Below are 23,996 nucleotides of genomic sequence, written 5' to 3' on the forward strand. Positions count from 1 at the left end.
CCCTACCGAAGCTGATGAAACAACTTTCGCTTGCCGCCCTACTCCTCGCCTCCTTACCTAGCCTAGCCCAGAAATCCAAACCTGCCGAAAACCTCGTCCAGTACGCCCACCCCATTGTCGGGACGGCGAAGATGGGGCACACGTTTCCGGGGGCCACGGTGCCCTTCGGCATGGTGCAGCTCTCGCCCGATACCGACACGCTCAGCTACGAGCTGAACGGCAAGTACAACCCCGACATGTACAAGTACTGCGCGGGCTACCAGTACAGCGACAAGACCATCGTTGGCTTCAGCCACACGCACTTCAGCGGCACGGGCCACTCTGACCTAGGAGACTTCCTGATCATGCCCACCACGGGCCCGCTCCAACTCAACCCTGGCACGGCCGACAAGCCCCAGAGCGGCTTCCGCTCCACCTTCTCCCACGCCACCGAGGTGGCCGAGCCCGGTTACTACCGCGTGAAGCTCGACGACCACAACATCCTGGCCGAGCTGACCGCTACCAACCGGGTGGGCATGCACCAGTACACCTTCCCGCAGTCGGACCAGGCGCACCTGATTCTGGATTTGATGGCGGGCATCTACAACTACCCCGATAAGAACGTGTGGACCTTCGTGCGGGTAGAGAACGACACGCTCGTGACCGGCTACCGCCAAACCAACGGCTGGGCGCGCACCCGCACGGTGTACTTCGCCATGACGTTTTCGAAGCCGTTCACCGACTACGGCAGCCGCAACTTCGCCAAGCGGCAGGTGTACCGTGGCTTCTGGGGCAAGTTCGACCAGACCAAGAACTTCCCCGACCTAGCCGGCGAGCAGCTGCGGATGTTCTTCAACTTCAAGACGACGGCCAACGAGAAGCTGAAAGTGAAGTTTGCCCTCTCGCCCACGAGTACCGCCAGCGCCCTTCAAAATCTGCGCACCGAAGCGCCCGGCTGGGACTTCGACAAGGTGAAAGGCCAGGCCCAACAGCAGTGGCAGCAGGAGCTCAGCAAAGTGGTCATTGAGTCGCCGAAGAAGGTGGATAAGGAGAACTTCTACACGGCCATGTACCACGCCTTCCTGAGCCCGACGACCTACATGGACGCCGACGGCCAGTACCGCGGCCTCGACCAGAACAACCACAAGGCCGACGGCTTCACCAACTACACCACCTTCTCGCTCTGGGATACCTACCGCGCCCTACATCCGCTTTTTAACGTGCTGCAACCCAAGCGCAACGCCGACATGGTGCAGTCGATGCTGGCCCACTTCGACCAAAGCGTGGAGCGCATGCTGCCCGTGTGGAGCCACTACGCCAACGAAAACTGGTGCATGATCGGCTACCACTCGGTGCCCGTCATTGCCGACGCCGTGATGAAAGGCAACGCGCCCTTCGACGCCAACAAAGCCCTTGATGCTTGTGTGACCACCGCCCGCCAAGCCCGCTACGACGGCATCGGCTACTACGTGCAGCTCGGCTACGTGCCCGAAGACAAAAGCGGTTCGTCGGTGTCGAAAACGCTGGAATACGCCTACGACGACTGGTGCATCGCCCAGATGGCCCAGAAGCTAGGTCGTCAAGACATTTACCAAGAGTTCAACAAACGCGCCCAGAACTGGCGCAACGTGTACGACCAGCGCATCGGCTTCATGCGTCCCAAAATGGCCGACGGCACTTTCCGTCCGCGCTTCGACGTGTTGAGCACCAACGACCAAGGCTTCATCGAGGGCAATGCCTGGAACTACAGCCTCTACGTGCCCCAGGACCCCGCCGCGCTGATCCAGATCATGGGTGGCCAGAAGCGTTTCGTGCCCCACCTCGATTCGCTGTTCACGATGCATCTGCCCGATAAGTTCTTCGCTGAAACCGAGGACATTACCCGCGACGGTATCATCGGCAACTACGTGCACGGCAACGAGCCCGCCCACCACGTTGCCTACCTCTACAACTGGACCGACCAGCCCTGGAAAACCCAGGCCCGCGTGCGCATGATACTGCCCAAAATGTACCGCCCCACTCCCGACGGCCTCGGTGGCAACGACGACTGCGGGCAGATGAGCGCTTGGTACATCTTCTCGGCTCTCGGCTTCTACCCTGTGGCGCCTGGCTCGCCGGAGTACGCCCTCGGCAGTCCCGCCGTGCACGGCGCTACGTTGAACTTGGAGAATGGCAAAACCTTCCGCGTCAACGTCAAAAACCAGAGCGACAAAAACGTGTACGTGAAGGAAGCTAGGCTCAACGGCCAGAAACTCACGCGGCCCTTCTTGAACCACCAAGATATTATGAACGGCGGCGAGCTGACGTTTACGATGGCGGCGAAACCTTAATCTATTATGAATAAATATTTGCTGCTAGCTACACTAATTATTGTACTGGTATCGAAAGTAAAGGCTCAAGAATGCTACTATACGAGCTTATCTAAACGTTACGCCTTCCAAGTAACAGCAACTCGAATTTCTAATGCGGATAGTCTACGGCTTGCTTCCACTATCATAGTTAAAATAATTGACCAGACTACCAACCAGCAAATTCAACAGTTATGTATCGACGCCGAATATTTATTCGACGATGTGTACAGTAATTGCGAAGCAGCACGCTCTTACATAACTGGCTATAATGCTGAAGATGATGCAATGGATAATGATTATGGCGATGTAATTGTTGCTGATTTCAATTTTGATAGCCGAGAAGATCTAGCGGTAAAGTACAGTTCAGGAGGCAATGGTGGCCCACAATACAACTACTATATTCATACAGATCAGAGCATTTTCAAGCTGGATAATTTCTTAACTGAGCAAATGATGTACTTCCCAACGGAAATAGATGCAAAGCGACACAGGCTCATTAATTATGTGCATGCTAATGCTCTGGGAGAAAATATGAACGTATATGCCTATAACTCTTCCAAAAAAACATGGAAGTTTGTCAAACGCCGTTTTAGAAGAGCTGGTTGAGTACCACCCAATTTCTAACTAGTGCTAGTTAAGAAAACAAAAAAGCCCCACTCATCAAGCTATTAAGCTGAATGAGTGGGGCTTTTTATTTAGCCGTTAAGCAGAAGCCTAGCGGTTAATATTGAGGGTAGGCACATTAGCGCCTTTATTTTTGGAGCGGTTGTATAGGTAAGCAGCACCAGCGGCTAGCAGCGCGCCACCAGCTAGCTTGCGGTTGAAGCCACCGCCTCTGCTAACATTAGCATTGTCGCTATTGCCGGAATTACCACCGGTGAAAGTCCGCAGCAGGCCCGAAATCAAGCCGCCCATAGTACCACTTTGTTGATTATTAGAACCGAAGATGCCCATGATTGACAAAGGAAATGGTGAATGAGCTATATAACGTGAGTTGAAGTCGTATGGTTAACCTCGACGGCTGAAATTTCCTACGCCAAGCGAGCCGAACAATGGCGCATCCCGCCTGTTTTGCTACCAAAGCCGATCAGCTAGCTTCCGCAAGCCCCGGCCAAGCGGCCTGCAATGGCTGCCGACGACGAGACGTACCGCATGCCCAAGTTAGTTTATAGCCATTGGGGATTGCTGCACCTAATCGCGGCGACAGCTTCGTTGCTTCTGGGCACCATTGTGCTGGCACTATCGAAGGGCGGCAAGCGCCACAAGCGGCTAGGCTACAGCTACGTAGGCAGTATGGCAGTGATGCTTGCCACCTCGTTTACCATTTACCGACAGTTTCACGGATTTGGGATTTTTCATGTAGCGGCGCTGCTGAGCTCCGTTACGTTGAGTGCGGGCATGGTGCCGATGTTGCGAAAGAAACCTGTGCACTCCTGGCGGCAATGGCACTACAGCTTTATGTATCTGTCGGTGCTGGAGCTATACGTGGCGCTGGTGGCGGAAGTGCTGGTGCGCAGGCCGGGCATGAGCTTTTGGGAGGTAGCGAGCCTGTCGTCGACGACGGTGATGCTGCCGGGCGCCCTTTTATTTACCCGCTTCCGCAAGCGGTGGCAAGCACCTAGCCCCCGCGCACGACTTGCAACTAAGTCAGCAATAAACGCTGCCGCGTAACAAAGCATAGTCAGCGCAGCGGTTATTTGGCTTATAGCTTTACGGCCTAACGCAAACTTGATAATCCGCGCTAGCTACTATTGTCATCACACGGACTGCAAAATGCAGGGGGCGGCGTAATACGACCTAGCCCCTATAGAACACCACCTCGGTAGCTTCGAACGCCGCAACACCACCTAGCCCCCACTCAGCTTCTAAAGCCTGCGTGGTACGTACGCCCGTTTCCACGACGGCGCTTATGAACATAAAGTCGCGGCATTTCCGTAAAATGCCATTCCCACCGCCTCACAATCCGCCCAATGAAGTCCCTTCTTTGCCTTGCATTAGTCGCTCTTGCCACCGCTGTCCACGCCCAAACGGGGTATGTTAAAGTTGAAGTTAAGCAAACAGCGGGGCGCTACGAACTGCTGCGCGGCGGACAGCCTTACTTTATCAAAGGAGCGGGGGGTGGGCAATTTCCGGAGCGCATCAAGGCCTATGGGGGTAACTCCATTCGGACATGGGGCACCAGCAACGCCGACAAGGTGCTAGCTGAAGCCAGCAAGAACGGCCTCACCGTGATGCTAGGGCTCGATGTGGCCCGCGAGCGGCACGGCTTCGACTACAACAACCCGCAAGCCGTAGCCACGCAGCTGCAAAAAGTGCGCGCCGAAGTGCTGAAGTACAAAGACGACCCCGCCGTGTTGTTTTGGGGCATCGGCAACGAGCTGAACCTAGAATACACCAACCCGAAGGTGTGGGATGCTGTGCAGCAGATTGCCCAGATGATCCACGAAGTTGACCCCAACCACCCAACCAGCACCGTGCTAGCCGGCTGCAATCAGAAGGAAGTGGACTATATCAAAGCGAGGTGCCCGGCCGTCGACATTTTGAGCATTAACACCTATGCGGGGCTGGCGGCTATTCCGCAGCAAGTGCGCGCCGCGGGCTGGGCTGGGCCCTACGTGGTGGCCGAGTGGGGCCCCACGGGGCACTGGGAAAGCCCGGTTACGCCCTGGAAAGCCTCGGTGGAGGAAACCAGCAGCCAGAAAGCCGCTGTGTACCAGAGCCGCTACGAAGCCTCGGTGGCCATAGACAAGACGCAGTGCCTAGGTACCTACGTGTTTTTGTGGGGTCAGAAGCAGGAGCGCACGCCCACTTGGTACGGCATCTTCACGGAAGATGGCAAAGAATCGGAGGTGGTAGACGTGATGCAGTACTTGTGGAGTGGGCAGTGGCCTCAGAATCGCGCACCGCACCTAGCTACCTTTCAGCTAAACAGCAAGCAGGCCACCGACAACATCTACTTGCGGGCGGGCCAGCGCTACCCCGTTGTGGCGAATGTCGCCGACCCTGATCAGGACCCGCTGACGTACCGCTACGAACTGCTCCCAGAAAGCACCGACTTGAAAACTGGCGGCGACCGGGAAAGCCGCCCCGCTCCTATTCGGGGCTCATTGCCAGCCAATGCCAAGGCTCAAACCACTCTTACCGCGCCCGCAAAGGCCGGGGCTTACCGGTTGTTTATTTACGCCTACGACGGTCATGACAACGTCGCGACGGCCAATATTCCGTTTTACGTAAACGACAAGTAACCAGTCGCTTACTTGTCGTTTACACAAAGCCTAGCGTTCTACTTCGCGTTGAACACCTTATCTAGGAAGGCTGCCGTGTAGTTCAGCGTCGGCTCGAACCACGGGTTAAACAGCGGAAACGGGTGGGGCGTATCGGGGAAGGCGTGGGTTTCGTGGTAGATGTGATAGGTATCCAGCTTTTTAATCATGTCCTCGCGGCCGGCGTGCATCCGCTCTACGGAGCTATTGATGAAGACGATGGGGGGCGTTTTGGCCGTCACGTGGTTCAGGGCGCCAGCTTGGTGCCAGAGGTCGGGCTTTTCGGTCTTGGATGCACCAAACCAGTAAGTAGCCGCCGACGGGCCTTTGCTGTCGTTGCCCTCACCCGATTCGGGATGGATGAACGCAAGGGTGCCATCCACATCCACGATAGCCTGCACGCTGCTGGAGTGGCTTTTATGACACGATTCTCCCTCAAACTGCGCCTCACCGTTGGTCGTCCCGATGAGGGAAGCTAGCTGCCCGCCGGCCGAAAAACCCCACACAGCAATCTTGGTGGTATCGATGGGGTACTGCTTAGCGTTGGCGCGCAGCCAGCGAATAGCCGCTTTCAGATCGTGCACAGCGGCCGGGTACAGGGCTTCGGTGGAAAGCCGATAGTCGGCCGTGACCGTGACATAGCCTTTGGCGGCCAGTTGCTGGGCCATAGGCACATGCTGCGACCGGTTACCGGAGCGCCAGCCCCCGCCGTAGATGAACAACACGGCGGGGTAGCCTTTTTTGCGCTTAGCCTTTGGGTAGAAAACATCCAGCTGCAAGGCGCGGCTGCCGAGAGTGCAGTACGTTACGTTCGTTTTCGACTGAATGGTAGTAGGTACCGCCGGCCTAGCCACGGTGATATTGGGATAGGTTTTCTTGGCCTTCACAAAAGCGCTGTACGTGGTGAAGGACGTATCTCTTGGTGCAGGGGCTTGTTGGGCAACCGCAGAAAGCGAAAAGCAGCGCAATGTCAGCAGGGTGAGTACCAACGGCGAGAGCCAAGTGGTCAGTTTTTTTATAATCATCAGCAAAAGATAGCCGTTCTCGAAGTTTGGCGCCCTACAGTTACTTTCCAATGGCGTAGGTGATGCCGCCCCAAAGATGTTGCAAGAACAACGGCTCGCTGTAGCTTTCATCGGTGTGACCACAGGCCGTATAAAACGCGCGGCCGCCATCGTAGGCGTGGTACCAGGCTATTGGGTGATTCGCCCCGTTGGTGCCGCCGGTGTAGCTGCTCTCATCCAAGGTAGCTACCACCTTTAGGCCGGGCTGAATGCTTTTGAAATTATACCACTCATCGGTGCGCTCCCACGTGCTTGGCAGCATAGAAGTAGACGCATGTTTTTTGTCAACTACCTGCACCGTAGCTTTCTGTACGGCCGGATGGTTGGAGAAATACGCCCCTACCAACCCATTGTACCACGGCCAGTCGTACTCGGTGTCGGTGGCGGCGTGCACCCCCACAAACCCTTTACCCGACCGGATATATTGCTCAAAAGCCGTTTGCTGCGTGGCATTGAGTACGTCCTGCGTGGTGCTCAGAAAGATAACGGCAGCGTATTTCTTCAGTGCCTTGTTGGTGAATACGGCCGCGTTGTTGGTAGTATCCACGCCCACTCTATGCTCCTTGCCGAGCTGCTGAATGGCCTTCAGCCCCGCCGGAATGGAAGCATGGTGGAATCCGCTGGTTTTGTAGAACACCAAAACTGTCGACGCGGGCGCCACGGCCGCGTCGGGTTCCGCTTTCGACGAGCAGTTGAACAAGGAAGAAATAGCTAGGCCAGTACCGAGTGCGAAGGCTTTCATAAGGCTATGGGAAGTGGGTGGGTAGGTCGTTACAAGGATCAACGTTCAAATCTGGTGCGCCGCGTTTAGCCACGGCAATGCGCGTAGCAATCTTAGCAGATTAACTGGTTTTTACCTCATGCTAGCTGCGAGTAGGTGGCGTATACCTCAGCCAAAAACGCGCGTGCCCCGTATCACTCTACCTAACCGCCAACGTCCAGCTTCCATTATTCGCAATCATTTGGGCGCTATCGGTGGTTATATTTTCGTTACTAGCAAACGCCCATGGATCTGAACCACACCAACCTAGGTCTCACGGCCAGCCGTGAGGAAGAGCGCCCCGAAGAAGAAGAAAACCCCCTGCCCCGTGCCGTCTTGCGGCTCAATAACCACCAGCTGCTCGACGGGGAATGGAAATTTGCCATCGACGTCGACGATAGTGGTCTGCGCGAAGGCTGGTACCTAGGCCACAACTACGAGCACACTGCCAACTGGCCTGGCTCGGTGGAAATGCACATGGCCCAGGCCAAGGGCCAGGCGAATCCCGTTGCCTGGCAAGACAAAGTGGTAGCCTGGTACGAGCGAGAATTTATGATGCCGGAGCGGGGCGAGCCTCAATCGCGGTCCATGTTTCAGCTCACATTTGGGGCCTGCGGCTACGAAACACGGGTGTGGATCAATGGCCATTTGCTGCGCACCATTGAGGGCGAGGAAGTGCACTACGGGGAGTACACCTCGTTTTCCTACGAGATACCCGAGGAGATTTTGCACCTAGGTAACCGCCTCACAGTGCGCATTGTAGACACCATGGACGCCGACTTGCCCCGCGGCAAGCAGGAGTCGCACGTGTATAAGCGCGGCGGCATTTGGTACCAAACCTACACCGGCGCGGTGCGCAGCGTGTGGCTGGAAATGGTAGAGCGCAACCGCCTCCGCTCCCGCCTAGGTGTCGTCAGCATTGTGGAAGACCAGCTCGTGCGCTTCAACGTGACGATGCGCATTCACGACCCCGGCAACTACATTGTGCGGCTCAAGGTGTTTGCCCGCGACTCCCCTGACGCCGAGCCTCTCTCCGTTTCCGACTTCCCCATGCGCCTAGAGGCCGGCCAGAAGCAGCAGCGCTTGGTGATGGAAGTACCCAACGCCGGGCTTTGGTCGCCGGAGTCGCCCACGCTTTACCGCCTAGTAGCTCAACTTATTGACAGTGAAGGCTACGAGGCGCAAATTGAGGCGTACTTCGGCCTGCGCAAGATCGAGGCGCGGGGCTGCCACGTGTACCTCAACAACCAGCGGATTTATCTGGATGGCATTCTGTACCAACCAGGTACGGCTACGTTTGCCGAGATGCAGCGCCACATGTACGCTATGAAAGAACTAGGCTGCAACCTGGTGCGAGTGCACATTGCCGGCATCGACCCGCGCATCTACAACCTAGCTGATGAGCTAGGTTTGCTTTTGTGGGTGGAAGTGCCGAGCCCGCACAGCTCCAATGCCCGCAGCCGCCGCAACCACCGGGCCGAGTTGTTGCGCATGCTGGCGCTCATCGAAACGCACCCGTCCATCATCATCTGGAGTCTTTATAATGAAGACTGGGGCGTGCAGGACATTGCGACCAACGAGAAAACCCAGCGCTACATCGTTGATACGTACCACTATATGCAGCTGGCCCACCCGCAGTTCCTAGTAGTTGATAACGACGGCTGGCACCACATTTCCTACACGGGCCGCCTGAAATCGGATCTGCTCACGGCTCACCTGTACACCCCCGACCTAGGTCGGTGGCGCGAGCTGCTCGACCGGCTGGTACACGGCGAAATGGAAGGTACCGCCGCCTTCCCCTTGGTGGTAGGTGACCCGTTCTTCTACCGCCACCAAGTACCACTGATCGTGAGCGAGTGGGGCGGCTTTGGCTTCCCCGACTACGGCGGCCCAGCCGATAACGAGGAGCGCGCCGAGCGTATTCGCCAGTTTAAGCGTGAACTGCGCGCCCGTCCCATTGCCGGCGACGTGTACACGCAAGCCACCAACATTGAAGATGAGCGCAATGGCATCATTGACCCGCAGACCGGCAAGCTGGACGTGCCGGCGGGCTTGCTAGCTTCGGGCCCCGTGGAGCAACCCACAATAGGCGGTGAAGCAGCAGCACAGGGCTGATCTTGCTAATCGTTTTGCTTCTGGATACTGCCTAGCTCAGGGCTCAAAGCGCTGGGCTAGGCAGTATTTTTTTACCGAACCATCACCTTGCTCAGCACCCGTTGGTACGCTTCCGGCGTTACGCTGACCTCGCCCCAGTACGGATGATCGAGGGCGACGATGAGGAAAATCAGCAAGCCAACCATCGCCGCCAGCAACCCGGTCATGGTAGCGTGCAGTCGAAAACTCTTGACCGAGAATAAGTAAGAAAAACCTAGGGTTGCTATGGCTCCCAGCAGCACCACACTCCATAGCACGCCGGGCACGCTGCCCCCAATGGATTCGATGCGCTGCCGGCGCAGTTCTACCATGTTATTGAACATGCGTAACGCTTCGGCGTGCAAGGCTTGGTGCTCGTTGTTGGCTAGGTCTGTCGTCAGCAGCTCGTTCTGGAAGGTTTCCAACACCAAGTTTTCATTCTCATTGATCAGCCCTTTGCGCTGAGCTGGCCACGATTTCTCAATAATAAAGCGGGCGTAATCCCGCAGCTCGGCTTTCAAAACGGCTTGCTGCCCTATCGGGTAACCAGCTAGGTCGCGGTAGAGTGCGGCAATGGCCGCCGCCTCCTGGGAAGCAATAGCCGCTGACTGGGTGTAGTTGCCCCACGTGGCCACCGTCAGCAAACCGAGGGTGAGGCCATACAGCAACGTTACGCCGGAGAAAAACCACCCCACAGTTCCGTTGTCGATGAGCGTGGCAATGGCACTGCGGTGCAGGCGCCGGTGAAAGTAGCGCAGAGCCACCACCGACAGGCCCACAAACAATCCGATAATTAGTAAGCCAAGCAGCCACGTGGGCAAATCGTACATCCAGCGCATAAACAGCATATTATCATCCACGGTGTGGACGTTGGCGTCGTAATTAGGTGAGGTTGGCATACCGTTGTTTTCGGGTGTTACCACCACTGCCAATCACGTATTGAATGACGACAGCACTTGGCGTATAAAGCGGCTAGCCCGGTCGCATACGCAACCGGGCTAGCCTAGGATACCAGTCTTCTTCGTAAGCCTAGTGCATGCGGTCGTCGCGCACGGGCAGGTTGGTCACAATTTCGCCTTCAATTTTGAGCAGTTCCTGCAAGCGCGCATCTACTTCTTGGGCGTCGCAGTATTCTTTGGCCAAGTCAACGTAAGCCACAAAATGGCCGGCTTCGGAGGCCATCAACTCGTAGTAGAACTGGCTCAGGTCGGGGTCGGGAATATGTTTCCACAGCAGCTTAAATCGCTCACACGACCTAGCTTCGATAAGCGCCGACACGAGTAATTGGTCCATGAGCTGCCGCTCGCGGGCGCCACCCTTGCGCACATGGCTCATAAGCTGCACCACATACTCGTCGCGCCGCGGCTTTCCGAGCTCGAAGCCCCGCTTGCGCAACTCCCGCACCACCCGCTCGAAGTGCTCCCACTCCTCAGCCACGAGGCCCATCAGCTCATCCACGAGGCGAGTTTTCTCCGGATACTTTACAATCAAGCTGATGCCTGTGCTGGCTGCTTTCTGCTCGCAGTAGGCATGATCAACGAGAATATCTTCAATGTTTTTGCTGGCAATATCTACCCACCGGGGGTCGGTGTTGAGCTTCAGCTTCAGGATGGTTTTTTCTTTCATAAAGATAAATCATGGATGACTACATGGTTATGAGATTGATTAGCATCGTCTTCCATAACAAGCAACCATTTAACCACTCAACTATTTAACCACTCAGCCATCTAATTGAAAAACTGCCACTTGATACCGAATTGCATACGCCGGGGTAGGCCGCTGTAGTAAGGCGTGGTGAAGTAGCCAGTGCGGTACAGCCCTTGGTTCACGTAGGCAATTTTGAGAAAAATGGACACCGTTTTGATGTCTGCGTTCAGGAACACGTCGCCGATGGCATAGTTGCGAATGGTAAAGTGATCCTGCACGTAGAACTGCTGTGCGTTCGGATTGTATTCGTAGCCCCGGAAGCGCGATTGGTAGTACACCTCCGCCCCGATCTGGCCAAATACGGCACTTTTGAACACGGAGCCTTGGTAGTAGATTTTGGAGTTGGTAACGAGGGCCGGAATGCGCAGGCCTTCTCCGTCGCCGCCCGCAGTGTAAGTGCCCTCATTGTCCAGGAATATCTTTCCTACATTGAAGCGATACCGCGCCCCAACGATCAGTAGCTGCTTGGCTTGGTCGAGCTCTTGAGGTGTGGAATTGCGGTCGTAATAAACGAGGTTCGCAATGTTAGCCGCCGCCACCGAAGCCTCTAGGTGATGAACTCCTATGGTTTGATTGAGGCGCCCCGTGAACTGAAGCACGGTGGTATTATCAAACCGACGGTTCTCGGCTCGCTCATCGTTGGAACCTAGGTGGTTCCAGCTGTAGTGCGCCCCAAAAAACTCATCCTGCGTGAGTGTGGGAGCATACGAGCTGCTGGCAATCTCGCCACTAAGCGGCCCTACCCGCGCCACGCCCCGAAACCAGTACTCCCCCAAGGTGCTATTGCCGGTGGTGCCTATCGGCAAAAATTCGCCGGCCGTTTCAATAGCAAAAATCTTGTAGCGGAATGCAGCGGTGCCTCCCAGAAAAACCTGGTTAACAACTCGCTTAGCAGTAGCCTGGCCTAAACTATCCGTTATTGTTACACCAAGTGTTCGGGTTGGAAAGAGCGTGCGGGTTGTCAGCCTACCGTTGCGGCTGCGCGCGTACAGGCGATAATCCACGACGTCACTGTGACCTAGCACCCCAACTGTATTCTCAAATTGCCGGTAGTCAGCTCGGTCGTCAGCCAGTGTAAATTCGTAGCGCTGGGCTGGGTAAAAACTAGAGGTGTCAACAGGATCTACATACTTGAGGGTCTGCCGCCGCCAATCGAATGTGTGGAAGGCCGTTAGGCCACGTCCGAGCAATTGGTACGTGTGCGAGAAGTGTAACTCGTCGCGGTCGTCACGATTGGTCGCATTAGTCAACCACACTCTGGCCCGTCTGTAGTTGAACCACGTCGTATCCTGCACTTGCCGCCGAATCCCCCCTTGCTCTGCTCCGACATACCGACCAGTAGTGAGATTAGCTACTAAGTGGTAACGCCCATCCTCTGTTTGATAACGCGTAAACAGCGAGATGTTAGACTGTTCCGTCAAGCCAGACTTACGCAGTACATCTAGCGCTTTATTGCCCGCAATGCGCTCATAGGCCACGCCCACGTTGAAATTCTTGCCTAGGCTGCGCGCATACGAAATCTCAAATACCTGCTCGCCGGCACTGCTCTGAATATACCGGATAAACGTGTAGGGCGAGCGGGTATCGTAGTATGGGATGGTTGTCGCGTCGCGGAAGTAACGGTTGAACACGTCGCGTCCCAGACGCGCTCCAATTTGCGGGGTAAACTGCCACAGCAACGGGCGCGAAGCTGTGCCCATGTTACCTAGGTCCTGCTGGTAGGTGCTGTCGTGGGTCCAATAGCGTTGCTGCTGAATATCGGTGATGGAGGTATCGACCATCACGCCCTTGTAATTTTCGCGCAGGATATCGGCTTCGCGCAGAATCAGAGTGGTTTTGGGGCCGTATAGCGTCTTGGTGGAGTCGTCCAGGATCTGCGCCCGGCTGGCCGTAGGCCGTAGCAAAAACAGGCTCAGCACACCAACCAGCAACAGGCTAGGCCACTGCGCGCCGCAGGCTAGCTTGCGCAGGCAAACGTGAAACAAGCGCAACGGCGCAAAAAAAGTCGAAGGCAACAGTGAGTTAGACAACAGCTTGGGGCTGAAATAACGACGTGAGCATCTGCTGGAGGCAAGCTGCCCCGTCACTTAGAAACTGCACGTCAATCGGAATATAAAAAATAGGTAGAGCGGCTACCACCGTCGCCAGCTCGGGAGCTAGCAAGCGCGCAGCATCTTTTTGCGTAGTGAAAACGCATTGCCCGGCCCGACATTGCGCAACGACGCCAGCAATATCCGCCGCCGAAAACGCGTGGTGGTCGGCAAAGGCCGCGTGATGCGTAATATGGTAGCCCACCGCTTGCAAATGGTCACGTAGGGGCTCGGGGTGCGCGATACCCGTGAGCAGCACGACATCCGTGCCGGGGCGCGTTGCATTCGCCGTAATGGGCACCGGCAGCCCATAGCGATACGTGGAAAACAGCACGGGCACGCCTGGCCGGGTATAACGCCTAACGTGGGCAGCTATCGAGTGCTGCACGCTCGCAGGCAAGCCAGCCGCGCACTTCGTCACGATAACCACGTCGGCGCGCTGCGCGCCGCTTCGGCTCTCGCGCAAGCGGCCGGCGGGCAGCACGTGGTCGGTGTAAAAAGGGCGCTGTTGTTCCGTAAGCAAGATGCTCAGCGTCGGGCGGACGCGCCGGTGCTGGTAGGCATCGTCCAGCACCACCGTTGTGAGGCTAGGTTGCTGCTGAGCAAGGGTCGTAATCCCAACCCGGCGGTCTTCGCTCACGGCCACGGGCACGACCGCACCGAAATCCTGGTAGTGCTGCAAAGGTTCGTCGCCGAGCGTGGCAGCGGTATCTGTGGCAGCCGCCAGGCGGTAGCCACGCGTGCGGCGCCCGTAGCCGCGACTCAGCACAGCAGGTTTTGCCCCTTGAGCCAGCAGCTCGCGCACCACCCAGGCCACATGAGGCGTTTTGCCCGTGCCGCCCACCCGTAAGTTGCCCACGCTGATAACCGGTACTGCGAAGCTAGCTGATGCTTTCATACCGTTGTCGTACAGCCAGTTACGCACAGCCATGACGCCAGCGTAAAGCCAGGCGAAAGGCAGCAGAAAGAAGGACAGCAGCGGCATCAACTAAAATAAGACAAGTAGCAGAGCAGCAAAAATACAGGGAATATGATGAGGTGGTGAAATAGTGAGAGGGCGAGTTGCAAAATGGCGCGCTTGTTACCCTGAGGCGAGCGGGCCGTACGATACCTCTAGCACTCACCGACTCATCAGCATGTCTACCTTCGCCGACCGCCTCCTGCACTTCCTCACCAGCTTTCCGCTCCCGGCTACCTTGCCGGAAGAAGTGGAAGCCGTGAGCCCCTATCAGCAACCGACGCCGCGGGCGTTATTTACCCAATTTGCGGCGCGCTACTACGCCGATAACCAGCCCCGGGTGGCGTTGCTGGGCATCAACCCGGGTCGCCTGGGCAACGGCCGCACCGGCGTGGCCTTCACCGACCCGGCCGCGCTAGCCGCCTGGGGTATTGCCAACGATTTGCCGCGCCGCCGCGAGCCGTCGAGCGAGTTTGTACAAGAAGTGGTGCTCGCCATGGGAGGCCCGCAGGCTTTTTACCAAAATTTTTTCCTTGGCTCCCTCTACCCACTCGTGCTGCTGCGCCGCGGACTCAACTATAACTTCTATGATTCCCCGGCCGTGACGGCCGCGCTCTGGCCCACCATCCAGGATTCCTTGCGCCGGCAAGTGGCCGAGGTTGGCCTGGCCCGCCACGCGGCTATCTGCTTAGGCCGCCGTAATGGAAAGTACTTGCTGCAATTAAATCAGGAGCTAGGCTTGTTTGATCAAATCATTGTGCTCGACCACCCGCGCTACCTGATGCAGTACAAACGCCGGGCCCTGGCGGAGAACGTAGCACGCTACGTGGAGGTACTGGACGCCGTAAAAACCAAAGTATCCTAACTTTCCCCGCTCAACGCAGCCCCCAAGGACGAAGCTGCTCCCATCCGCTCTTCCATTTCTTTTAGATAAGATGACAACCGTCGCCGACCTAGCTCGCGTGCTCGAAGCTGCCGCGCCCCTCGCCTACCAAGAATCGTATGACAACGCCGGCCTGCAGTGCGGCGACCCGCGCGCGGAAATCACGGGCGTCCTGATCAGTCTGGATTGTACGCCTGCCGTGGTAGCTGAAGCTATTCGGCGCGGCTGCAACGTGGTCGTGGCGCATCACCCAGTTGTGTTCAAGCCCCTAAAACGCCTGACCGGCGCCAACGAAGTTGAGCAGACTCTCATCATGGCCATCAAAAAGGACGTGGCCATTTACGCCGCGCACACCAACCTCGACAACGTGACAGCCGGCGTGAACCGCAAGCTAGCCCAAACGCTAGGATTGGAAAACCTGCGCGTTCTGGACCCCAAAAGCGGGCTACTCGCCAAGCTGGCTGTATACACCCCGCCCGAATACGCCGAGCCGCTGCTCGCCGCGCTCTACGCTGCCGGGGCCGGGCAGATTGGTAACTACTCGGATTGTAGCTTCCGCTTTCCGGGCCTAGGCACCTTCACGCCGGGACCCAATACTAACCCGTTCCTAGGCGAGCCGGGCAAACCGGAGCGAACCGACGAAGTACGGGTGGAAGTACTGCTGCCGTTGCATCGCCAACGCGCTATTTTGAGTGCTATGCGTGCTGCTCACCCGTACGAGGAAGTAGCCTATGATCTAATCCGCCTGGAAAATGAGCACCAGGAAGTTGGCTCTGGCATGATCGGCGAGTTACCTGAAGCACTCAGCCCTAGCGAGTTCCGGGCTAGGTTGCGGCAGGCGCTGCGGGTACCGGTAGTCAAACACACTACCTTCGAAAAGCCCATCAAGAAAGTAGCCTTGTGCGGCGGTGCAGGCAGCTTCCTAACTGGTAAAGCGCGTGCTGTCGGCGCTGATGCTTACGTGACGGCAGACTTAAAGTACCACGAGTTTTTCGCCGCGGAAGGCCACCTGATGCTGTGCGACGTCGGCCATTTTGAAAGTGAGCAATTTACCAGCGAGCTATTTCAAGATTTGCTTACCGCGAACTTTACAAGTAATTTTGCGGTCTTAATCGCTGAGACCCCCACAAACCCTGTCCGATATGATTTCTAATCCTTCCACGGATACCCCAGTTGCCAGTAAGCTGGAAGCCCTTCTGAACCTGCAGCGCATCGACTCGCAGCTTGACGAAATCCGGCGCGTGCGCGGCGACCTGCCCGAAGAAGTTCGCGACCTGGAAGATGAGATTGCCGGCTACGAAGTACGCGTTAGCAAGTTCGACGAGGAAATTTCTGGTCTGAACGATCAGATCAAACAGCGTAAGCAAGCCGCCAAAGATGCGGAAGGCCTCATCAAGAAATATGAGGAGCAGCAGCAAAACGTACGCAACAACCGTGAGTACGAGGCTATTGCTAAAGAAATTGAGCTGCAAAAGCTGGAAATTCAAATTTCTGAGAAAAAGATCAAAGAGGCGCAGTACCAAATTGATCTGAAAAACACGGAAATCGCTGGTACCAAGCAGCGCCTGGAAGAGCGGAAGAAAGACCTCACCAACAAGAAAGGCGAGCTAGAAACCATCGTTGCCGAAAGCGAAACGGAAGAAAAAACCCTCATGGATGAGCGCGGCAAAGCCACGCAGCCCATTGAGGATCGTTTGCTGATGGCATATACCCGCATCCGCGGCAACGTGCGCAACGGCCTAGCCGTGGTAACGGTAAAGCGCGATGCATGTGGCGGCTGCTTCAACACTGTTCCCCCGCAGCGTCAGGCAGATATCATTTCGCACAAGAAAATCATCGTGTGCGAGCACTGCGGCCGCGTGCTCGCCGACGTTGACTTGAAAGCAGCCTAGGTTTCGCGCTGATAGCTCTTGTAAAAGAAAAGGAACGGCTTTGGTCGTTCCTTTTTTGTTGAAGTTTATGAAGGTTCCCGCAGAGGTACGCAGAGGATTTTGCAGAAGGACACAGAGCATGGTTATGCTTGTATGCATCATGACCTCTACGCCTCCCAGCGAAACTCGCTGCGCACCGCTACGGAACTCCGCGCAAGCGCCGCTAGTAGTCCGCGACGGCCAACTTACACCCGAAGCACGCCAAGCCTATGCGGAGGTGCTGAAGCTGCGCCCTGAACTAGCTAGAGCCATCCTCCGCTTTGCATCGCCAACTGCCGCCAGTACTATATTAGTGGCCGACTGCGCCGACTTTACGGAGCTGATGATCAGCCAGGAAGCGACCCGCTATGACAAGGCAACCGCCGTTCGGGAACGGCGGCTAGAGCTTCTGGCCAAGTCTGCCGAACGGGGCCCACTACCCGCTTACGCCGCTGCCGAAATTCGGCTACATCAGGCGGCTAGTCAAGTGACCTTTGGCCATGAGGTGCAGGGCGCCTGGAATTTGCGACAGGCCTATTTGCAGTTGCAAGCGGTGGTGCAGCGCTACCCCTACTTCTTGCCTGCACGCAAAACGCTAGGCCTTTGCCAGTTCTTTATCGGGGCACTGCCGCCAGGCTACCGCTGGTTTCTAAAACTGCTAGGCCTAAGCGGCAGCACCGATGCTGGCCTGCGGAACCTAGGTTTGGCCGCCCAGCGCCCCAACGACTTCCAACCAGAGGCCCAAATTCTGCTGGCGCTTATCCAAGAATCGTATTACAAACGGCCAGTTGAGGCTACCCAAGTGCTCACGCGTCTGGCAGCGCAGCAGCCCGATAATTTGTTGTACACCTACTTGCTTATCAGCTTAAACAAACGTCAGCACCAAACGGAGCAGGCTTTGGCTGCATATCGTACGCGTCCGGAAGCTACTGGCTACCTGCCTGTTCCGTATCTCCATCACATGGCTGCCGACTTACTGCTTTACCAAGGTAAATATGCCGCTGCTGAGCACGCCAACCTGTTGTTTTTACAGCAGTACCACGGTCAGCACTACCGAAAAGATGCGGCCTTCAAGCTCTACCTAGCTTCCTGGCTGGCTGGCGATGCAGCCGCAGCAAATCGCTACCGTCAGCAGATCCAGAGTGCAGGCCGCACCGCCGTGGAAGAAGATGCCTATGCCCAACGCTTCTACGAGGACCAACTGCCCCTAAATCGGGTGCTCACCCGCGCCCGGCTGCAAATTGATGGTGGTTATTACCGCGAGGCACTAGCAACTTTGCGCGCCTTTTCCCCAGGGGGCGCCATGCCGCTACGCGACCAGCTCGAATGGCCCTATCGGCGCGCCCGCGCCTACCACGGCCTAGGCCGCTTAGATTCGGCACGACTGTTTTACAGCCAAACCATTGCGCTTGCGGGGCGAGCCCCCTATTATTTTGCGCCTCAAGCTGCATTGCAAATGGGCTATCTTTGTCAAACCGATGGGCAAGTAAACCTGGCCCGGGTCTACTTTCAAAAGGCGCTAGACTCGCCCAAACATGAGTACAAGAATAGCACAGATGCCAAAGCTAAAATTGCATTGGCTAGTCTAAAGTAATTCCTTAGCTAAACTTAGCTTTCCCCCTATAAATCTGCTTCTTTGGCAGCTCTTGTTACTCTTGCTTCTCTCCCCATATCGCCTACCGAATTCCGGAGACGAGCGCTGCATTGGGCTGCCCAGTTTCGGTATTGCGCCTATTACGAACCTAGCGGCTTAGCGTACCCGCGGAGCCCATTTGAGCAGTTACTGGCCGTAAGACACACGGAAGCTACTGCGCCTGCGTCGCTGGCCGAGCTACGTACCTGGCTCCAACAACCTACAGCCGCTCCACGGTGTGGCTTTCTCACGTATGATCTCAAAAATGAGGTGGAAGACCTTAGCAGCAGTCATTTCGATGGGCTAGGTTTTCCGGCGCTCCATTTCTTCGAGCCTGAGATTTGGCTTCATTGGCGCGGAGCTGCAGTAGAAATTCACGGCCCCACCACGGTTTTAAGCGAGATCCTAGCTTTCAACTCAGCGGAAGCGCCGCCCCCCCACGTGCAGACCATGCAAGCCCGACTGCCGAAGTCGGACTACCTGACGGCGGTAAACAACATCCGCGAAGATATCCTGAACGGGGAAGTGTACGAACTCAATCTTTGTCAGGAATTCTACGCCGAAAAAGTGGTGCTGGAGCCCGTGAGTACGTTTTGGAAGCTGAACCAAGTTTCGCCAACACCTTTCGCAGGTTTCTACAAGTGGCACGACCGATACCTGCTCTGCGCTTCTCCCGAACGTTTTTTACGTCAGGATGCCGACCTGCTTCTTTCGCAACCAATCAAGGGCACCATTCGGCGCGGCGCCACCCCCGACGAAGACGAACAGTTACGTGCGAAGTTGTTTCACGACGAAAAAGAGCGCGCCGAGAACCTGATGATCGTCGACTTAGTGCGCAATGACCTAGCGCGCGTGGCTCGCACTGGCACCGTGCAAGTACCCGAGCTGTTCGGCCTCTACAGCTTCCGGCACGTATGGCAGATGATTTCAACCGTGCAAGCCCGCCGGCAACCTAGCTGCGACTTCGTTGATACGCTACGTGCCACCTTCCCCATGGGCTCCATGACCGGCGCGCCGAAAATACGGGCGATGCAGCTCATTGAACAGTACGAGCGCACCCGTCGTGGCCTCTACAGCGGTAGCCTAGGGTACATCTGGCCCAACGGCAACTTCGATTTCAACGTGGTCATCCGTTCGCTACAGTACCACGCCGCCACGGGTTACCTTAGCTTTCAGGTCGGCAGCGCCATTACTTACGACTCGGTGCCAGAGCGTGAGTACGAAGAGTGTCTGCTAAAAGCGAGGGCGCTGCTGGAAGTGCTTGGCACTAAGGTGTTATAAGAACGCGCTAGGGCACATTCCGCGTTGCACAACCATTTACACAAACGGCTCAGATGTCGAATGTGCCCTGGCGCGTTCCTACAACACAATTCCGTTTCTGCCATTCTGTCATTTTTCAGGCTAAAAGCATACCTTTGCCGTCCTTCTGTGTTTGAATGATATGTCGCAGCCACTCATCACCCTAGATTTTCTTGATTCATCCCCTGCACCAGTAGCCGCCGACGCCCAGCCGGCCGAAGCCGTGCGCGTAAGCCCCGCTACCCGCACGGGCCGCCAGCGCAAGCTCTACATTGAGAGCTATGGTTGTCAGATGAATTTCTCCGACTCTGAAATTGTCTCTTCCATCCTCTTTGAGGAAGGCTTTGATACCACCGAGCAGCTCGCCGACGCCGACCTCGTGTTGCTCAATACCTGTTCCATTCGCGAAAAGGCCGAGCAAACGGTGCGCATGCGCCTCAAGCAGATTAACGGTCACAAAAAGCGTCACCCCGGCCTATTGGTTGGCGTGCTAGGCTGCATGGCCGAACGTCTGAAAACCAAGTTTTTAGAAGAAGAAAAGATCGTGGACCTTGTCGTAGGTCCCGATGCCTACCGCGACCTGCCCCGCCTTATCAGCGAGGTAGATGGCGGCCAGAAGGCAGTGAACGTGCTGCTTTCCCGCGAGGAAACGTACGCCGACATCACGCCCGTGCGTCTGAACTCAAATGGTGTGGCGGCCTTCGTGAGCATCATGCGCGGCTGCGACAACATGTGCTCCTTCTGCGTGGTGCCGTTCACCCGCGGCCGAGAGCGCAGCCGCGATGCACACAGCATCGTGCGCGAGTGCCAGGATCTGGTAGTAGCTGGCTATAAAGAAGTTACCTTGCTAGGTCAGAACGTAGATAGCTATAAGTGGGCTTCTGAAGATGGCACTGAGTATGTCAACTTTGCGCAGCTGCTAGAGCGCGTGGCACTGGTAAGCCCCGCGTTGCGAGTGCGCTTTTCTACCTCGCACCCCAAGGATATCACCGATGAGGTGTTACACACGATGGCGCGCCACGATAACATCTGCAAGTACATTCACTTGCCAGCCCAAAGTGGTAACTCGCGGGTTCTCAAGCTAATGAACCGCACCTACGACCGGCCTTGGTACGAGGAGCGTGTGCAAGCCATCCGCCGCATTCTCGGCGACGACTGTGCCATCAGCACCGACATGATTTCGGGCTTTTGCTCCGAAACTGAAGAGGAGCACCAAGATAGCCTCAGCCTACTCGATTTCGCGCAGTACGATATGGGCTACAACTTCTTCTACTCGGAGCGCCCTGGCACGCTAGCCGCTCGCAAGCTAGAGGACGATATTCCGTTGGAAGTAAAAAAGCGCCGCTTGCAGGAAATCATCGATCGGCAGCAGTTGCATGCCCGCGCCCGCTACGCGCGCATGGTGGGCCGGGTGCATCAGGTACTAGTAGAAGGCACATCGAAGCGTAGCCAGGACTACCTGAGTGGCCGCAACAGCCAGAACCAAGTAGTTATTTTCCCTAAGGGTAATTTTCAAAAGGGTGACTACGTAAATGTGCTAGCTACCAGCACGACTGGAGCAGCACTGTTGGGTGAAGCTGTCGGGTAATCGGTAAACAAAATTTTCCTGTAGGCTTCTCCAAATCAACAGCGTACAGGAACATGCAAACAATCGCATGTTCCTGTACGCTGTTAATCGACAACTACCTCCCTAGCTTATTCAAAGGCACTAAAAAAGCGTTTTGTGTACCTCTGAATAAATTAATTATTCACGAAAGCTCGGTTGGCCCAACTCAATACCTTCTCCTTTTTGAAGGCCAGACTACTGTTGATCAACTAAAGCTCGCTGGTTTTTCTGGTAACCACACTCCTGAAGAACTAGACATTGATCTTGTGGGCGCAGACAAGCAACAACGACTTTTCTGTACTGTAGTTGACCAATAGCGTAGCACGGTAATGAAGCGTTACCAGTGGCTCAGGTAAAGTAAACTGCTTCGTTTTTCGTCTACTTCACGAAAACCCAAAACCAGACTTGACACCTTCCGAAATACAAAGCATCAAACAGCGCTTCGGCATTATTGGCAATGCGCCCACGCTGAACTACGCCATTCAGGTGGCTGCGCAAGTTGCGCCCACCGACATGACGGTGCTGATTACTGGGGAAAGCGGCTCGGGGAAAGAGTCGTTTTCCAAGATTATTCATGCCCTCTCGCCGCGCAAGCACGGCCAATTTATAGCTATCAACTGCGGCGCCATCCCTGAAGGCACTATTGATTCGGAGCTTTTTGGCCACGAGAAAGGCTCTTTCACCGGCGCCAACGAGGCGCGCAAGGGCTACTTTGAAGTAACCAACGGCGGTACCATCTTCCTCGATGAAATTGGGGAAATGCCGCTGGGCACGCAGGCTAGGTTGCTGCGCGTGCTAGAGAATGGCGAGTTCATCCGAGTGGGTTCGTCGAAAATTCAGAAGACGGACGTGCGTGTGGTGGCCGCTACCAACGTGAATCTGCTGGATGCCGTGCGCGATAGTCGGTTTCGGGAAGACCTATACTACCGCCTGAATACGGTACCGATTACGGTTCCACCATTACGGGAACGTGGCGACGATATTTACTTACTCTTCCGCAAGTTCGCGACCGATTTTGCTGAGCGTTACCACGTCAAGCCCATCAGTTTGATGACCGATGCAGTGGTAGAGTTGCAACGCTTCCGCTTCCCAGGTAACATTCGGCAGCTAAAGAATATTGCCGAACAGATGTCGGTGCTGGAAACGGAGCGCGAGGTAGACGCCAACCGCTTGCACCAGTATTTACCCGCCCAACAAAGCAGCAGTCTGCCTATGCTGCTAGGTTCTAGCGGGGCGGCAGACAGCCTGAGTGGTAGCGCCTACTCCGAGCGCGACTTGCTCTATAAAGTGCTGTTCGACATGCGGCGCGATATGACGGACCTGAAGAAGCTTGTACTCGACCTAGCCGCCGGGCAGCGCCCAGCGGAGGCGCAGGAATTGCTGCGGCAGAATAGTCATTTGTTCACCAACCTCAACGTCGCGCCTTATGATGGCGCCCGCCTGAACCGACCGGCGCCGCCGGATGCCGCATCCGAATACTTTATTCCCGACCTAGCCGTTGATGAAGCGGAAGACTTCGAGGACGAAGCGCAGCGCGTGGAGGATATTCCGCACGAAACCGAAGAGGAAACCCTGTCGCTCGAAGCCAAGGAAAAGGAAATGATTATGAAGGCGCTCAAGAAACACCACAACAAGCGCAAGTACGCCGCTCACGACCTAGGTATTTCGGAGCGCACGCTCTACCGTAAATTGAAGCAGTATGACTTGGAACAATTGTAGTCAGCGTCTTATCGGCTGGCTATGCGTAGTGCTGCTGCCCGTGCTGGGGGGCTGTAAGATCTATTCCTTCTCAGGAACCAACATTGACCCAGCTGTCAAAACCATTTCCATTCAAACGTTCCAGAACAACGCCAACAATGGTCCGTCGGCCTTGGCGCAGAGCTTTACGGAAAACTTTAAGGACTACTTCCAGCGCAACACTACGCTGAAGCTACTGCCCCGTGATGGCGACTTACAGTTTGAAGGGCAGATCGTTGCCTATGATTTTGCACCAGCTGCTATTACTCGGGAAGGCAACGTAGACCAGGCCGGCGTGAACCGTCTAACGGTACAAGTGCGCGTGCGCTTCACCAACGCCCGCGACCCGAAGCAGGACTTTGAGCAGACATTCCAAAGCAACGCCGACTTTCCCGCTAGCCGCGACATTGCCAGCATTAACAGTGACCCCACGGCCACTCGCGACGTGCTACGCAACATCATCACCGACGTGTTTAATAAGTCGGTAGCCAACTGGTAAAGTAGAAATGTTGAGTTTTGAGGGTTAAGTTTTGAATTTTGCCCCATCATGGCTTAACACCTAGGTTTCCCTGCAAAGAATCTTTGCACTAAAAACATAACCCTCAAAACTCAACACTCCTATT

21 protein-coding genes are annotated in these 23,996 nt (G+C 55.9%); 14 read left to right on the forward strand and 7 right to left on the reverse strand.

Annotated elements, in window-relative coordinates:
* Positions 1 to 14: 14 nt before the first annotated feature.
* Together BXP70_RS20470 and BXP70_RS20475 are read left to right on the forward strand one after the other, a co-directional pair.
* A complete protein-coding gene (locus tag BXP70_RS20470) occupies positions 15 to 2,309 on the forward strand; it encodes a GH92 family glycosyl hydrolase (protein WP_086595991.1) in 2,295 nt (764 codons plus the stop codon).
* Between the two features lie 6 nt (positions 2,310 to 2,315).
* Entirely contained in the window at positions 2,316 to 2,936 is a 621-nt protein-coding gene (locus BXP70_RS20475; RefSeq protein WP_086595992.1) for an XAC2610-related protein, read from the forward strand.
* Positions 2,937 to 3,044: 108 nt separating this feature from the next.
* On the opposite strand, the gene BXP70_RS20480 is transcribed toward BXP70_RS20475, so the two are convergent.
* Entirely contained in the window at positions 3,045 to 3,284 is a 240-nt protein-coding gene (locus BXP70_RS20480; RefSeq protein ID WP_086595993.1) for a hypothetical protein, read from the reverse strand.
* Positions 3,285 to 3,455: 171 nt separating this feature from the next.
* On the opposite strand from BXP70_RS20480, the gene BXP70_RS20485 reads away from it, so the two are divergent.
* Together BXP70_RS20485 and BXP70_RS20490 are read left to right on the forward strand one after the other, a co-directional pair.
* On the forward strand, positions 3,456 to 4,001 hold the full coding sequence (locus BXP70_RS20485; protein WP_086595994.1) for a DUF2306 domain-containing protein: 546 nt from the start codon (positions 3,456 to 3,458) through the stop codon (positions 3,999 to 4,001).
* A 299-nt stretch (positions 4,002 to 4,300) separates the two neighbouring features.
* Complete coding sequence (locus BXP70_RS20490) at positions 4,301 to 5,575, forward strand: glycoside hydrolase family 2 TIM barrel-domain containing protein (RefSeq protein ID WP_086595995.1); 1,275 nt, start codon at positions 4,301 to 4,303, stop codon at positions 5,573 to 5,575.
* A 38-nt stretch (positions 5,576 to 5,613) separates the two neighbouring features.
* Here the strand turns inward: BXP70_RS20490 and BXP70_RS20495 are convergent, their stop codons facing one another.
* The gene (locus BXP70_RS20495) at positions 5,614 to 6,618 is read right to left on the reverse strand and encodes an alpha/beta hydrolase (protein ID WP_086595996.1); all 1,005 of its coding nucleotides are present in this window, start codon (positions 6,616 to 6,618) and stop codon (positions 5,614 to 5,616) included.
* Between the two features lie 40 nt (positions 6,619 to 6,658).
* Positions 6,659 to 7,399 carry a ThuA domain-containing protein gene (locus BXP70_RS20500; RefSeq protein WP_086595997.1) on the reverse strand — a complete coding sequence of 247 codons (741 nt, stop codon included), beginning with the start codon at positions 7,397 to 7,399 and terminating at the stop codon, positions 6,659 to 6,661.
* A 264-nt stretch (positions 7,400 to 7,663) separates the two neighbouring features.
* On the opposite strand from BXP70_RS20500, the gene BXP70_RS20505 reads away from it, so the two are divergent.
* Positions 7,664 to 9,532: a glycoside hydrolase family 2 protein gene (locus tag BXP70_RS20505; protein WP_086595998.1), complete on the forward strand. Its 1,869-nt coding sequence runs from the start codon at positions 7,664 to 7,666 to the stop codon at positions 9,530 to 9,532.
* Between the two features lie 71 nt (positions 9,533 to 9,603).
* Here the strand turns inward: BXP70_RS20505 and BXP70_RS20510 are convergent, their stop codons facing one another.
* The 4 genes from BXP70_RS20510 to lpxK all read right to left on the reverse strand — a co-directional run bounded on the left by BXP70_RS20510 (position 9,604) and on the right by lpxK (position 14,332).
* On the reverse strand, positions 9,604 to 10,449 hold the full coding sequence (locus BXP70_RS20510; protein ID WP_143436599.1) for a bestrophin-like domain: 846 nt from the start codon (positions 10,447 to 10,449) through the stop codon (positions 9,604 to 9,606).
* A 130-nt stretch (positions 10,450 to 10,579) separates the two neighbouring features.
* Positions 10,580 to 11,176, reverse strand: a complete 597-nt coding sequence (gene miaE, locus BXP70_RS20515; RefSeq protein ID WP_086596000.1) for a tRNA-(ms[2]io[6]A)-hydroxylase — start codon at positions 11,174 to 11,176, stop codon at positions 10,580 to 10,582.
* A gap of 101 nt (positions 11,177 to 11,277) precedes the next feature.
* On the reverse strand, positions 11,278 to 13,272 hold the full coding sequence (locus BXP70_RS20520) for a putative porin (RefSeq protein ID WP_086596001.1): 1,995 nt from the start codon (positions 13,270 to 13,272) through the stop codon (positions 11,278 to 11,280).
* A 7-nt stretch (positions 13,273 to 13,279) separates the two neighbouring features.
* Positions 13,280 to 14,332 (reverse strand): tetraacyldisaccharide 4'-kinase, encoded by a 1,053-nt coding sequence (gene lpxK / locus BXP70_RS20525; protein WP_086596002.1) that lies wholly within the window; start codon positions 14,330 to 14,332, stop codon positions 13,280 to 13,282.
* A gap of 151 nt (positions 14,333 to 14,483) precedes the next feature.
* On the opposite strand from lpxK, the gene BXP70_RS20530 reads away from it, so the two are divergent.
* The 9 genes from BXP70_RS20530 to BXP70_RS20570 all read left to right on the forward strand — a co-directional run bounded on the left by BXP70_RS20530 (position 14,484) and on the right by BXP70_RS20570 (position 23,872).
* Positions 14,484 to 15,170, forward strand: a complete 687-nt coding sequence (locus BXP70_RS20530) for a uracil-DNA glycosylase family protein (protein ID WP_086596003.1) — start codon at positions 14,484 to 14,486, stop codon at positions 15,168 to 15,170.
* 70 nt (positions 15,171 to 15,240) lie between these two features.
* Entirely contained in the window at positions 15,241 to 16,341 is a 1,101-nt protein-coding gene (locus BXP70_RS20535; RefSeq protein WP_086596004.1) for a Nif3-like dinuclear metal center hexameric protein, read from the forward strand.
* Positions 16,331 to 17,080, forward strand: a complete 750-nt coding sequence (locus tag BXP70_RS20540; protein WP_086596005.1) for a zinc ribbon domain-containing protein — start codon at positions 16,331 to 16,333, stop codon at positions 17,078 to 17,080. The genes BXP70_RS20535 and BXP70_RS20540 overlap by 11 nt, the downstream gene beginning before the upstream one ends.
* A gap of 139 nt (positions 17,081 to 17,219) precedes the next feature.
* On the forward strand, positions 17,220 to 18,692 hold the full coding sequence (locus BXP70_RS20545) for a tetratricopeptide repeat protein (RefSeq protein ID WP_086596006.1): 1,473 nt from the start codon (positions 17,220 to 17,222) through the stop codon (positions 18,690 to 18,692).
* A 42-nt stretch (positions 18,693 to 18,734) separates the two neighbouring features.
* Positions 18,735 to 20,012: an anthranilate synthase component I family protein gene (locus BXP70_RS20550; RefSeq protein ID WP_245849700.1), complete on the forward strand. Its 1,278-nt coding sequence runs from the start codon at positions 18,735 to 18,737 to the stop codon at positions 20,010 to 20,012.
* Positions 20,013 to 20,172: 160 nt separating this feature from the next.
* On the forward strand, positions 20,173 to 21,618 hold the full coding sequence (gene miaB, locus BXP70_RS20555; protein ID WP_086596007.1) for a tRNA (N6-isopentenyl adenosine(37)-C2)-methylthiotransferase MiaB: 1,446 nt from the start codon (positions 20,173 to 20,175) through the stop codon (positions 21,616 to 21,618).
* 53 nt (positions 21,619 to 21,671) lie between these two features.
* Complete coding sequence (locus BXP70_RS20560) at positions 21,672 to 21,953, forward strand: hypothetical protein (RefSeq protein WP_086596008.1); 282 nt, start codon at positions 21,672 to 21,674, stop codon at positions 21,951 to 21,953.
* 88 nt (positions 21,954 to 22,041) lie between these two features.
* Positions 22,042 to 23,355 (forward strand): sigma-54 interaction domain-containing protein, encoded by a 1,314-nt coding sequence (locus BXP70_RS20565; RefSeq protein ID WP_086596009.1) that lies wholly within the window; start codon positions 22,042 to 22,044, stop codon positions 23,353 to 23,355.
* Positions 23,336 to 23,872: an LptE family protein gene (locus BXP70_RS20570; RefSeq protein ID WP_086596010.1), complete on the forward strand. Its 537-nt coding sequence runs from the start codon at positions 23,336 to 23,338 to the stop codon at positions 23,870 to 23,872. Before BXP70_RS20565 ends, BXP70_RS20570 begins: the two co-directional genes overlap by 20 nt.
* Positions 23,873 to 23,996: the final 124 nt, after the last annotated feature.

The sequence above is a fragment of the Hymenobacter crusticola genome, from assembly GCF_002154225.1.
GTDB classification, from domain to species: domain Bacteria; phylum Bacteroidota; class Bacteroidia; order Cytophagales; family Hymenobacteraceae; genus Hymenobacter; species Hymenobacter crusticola.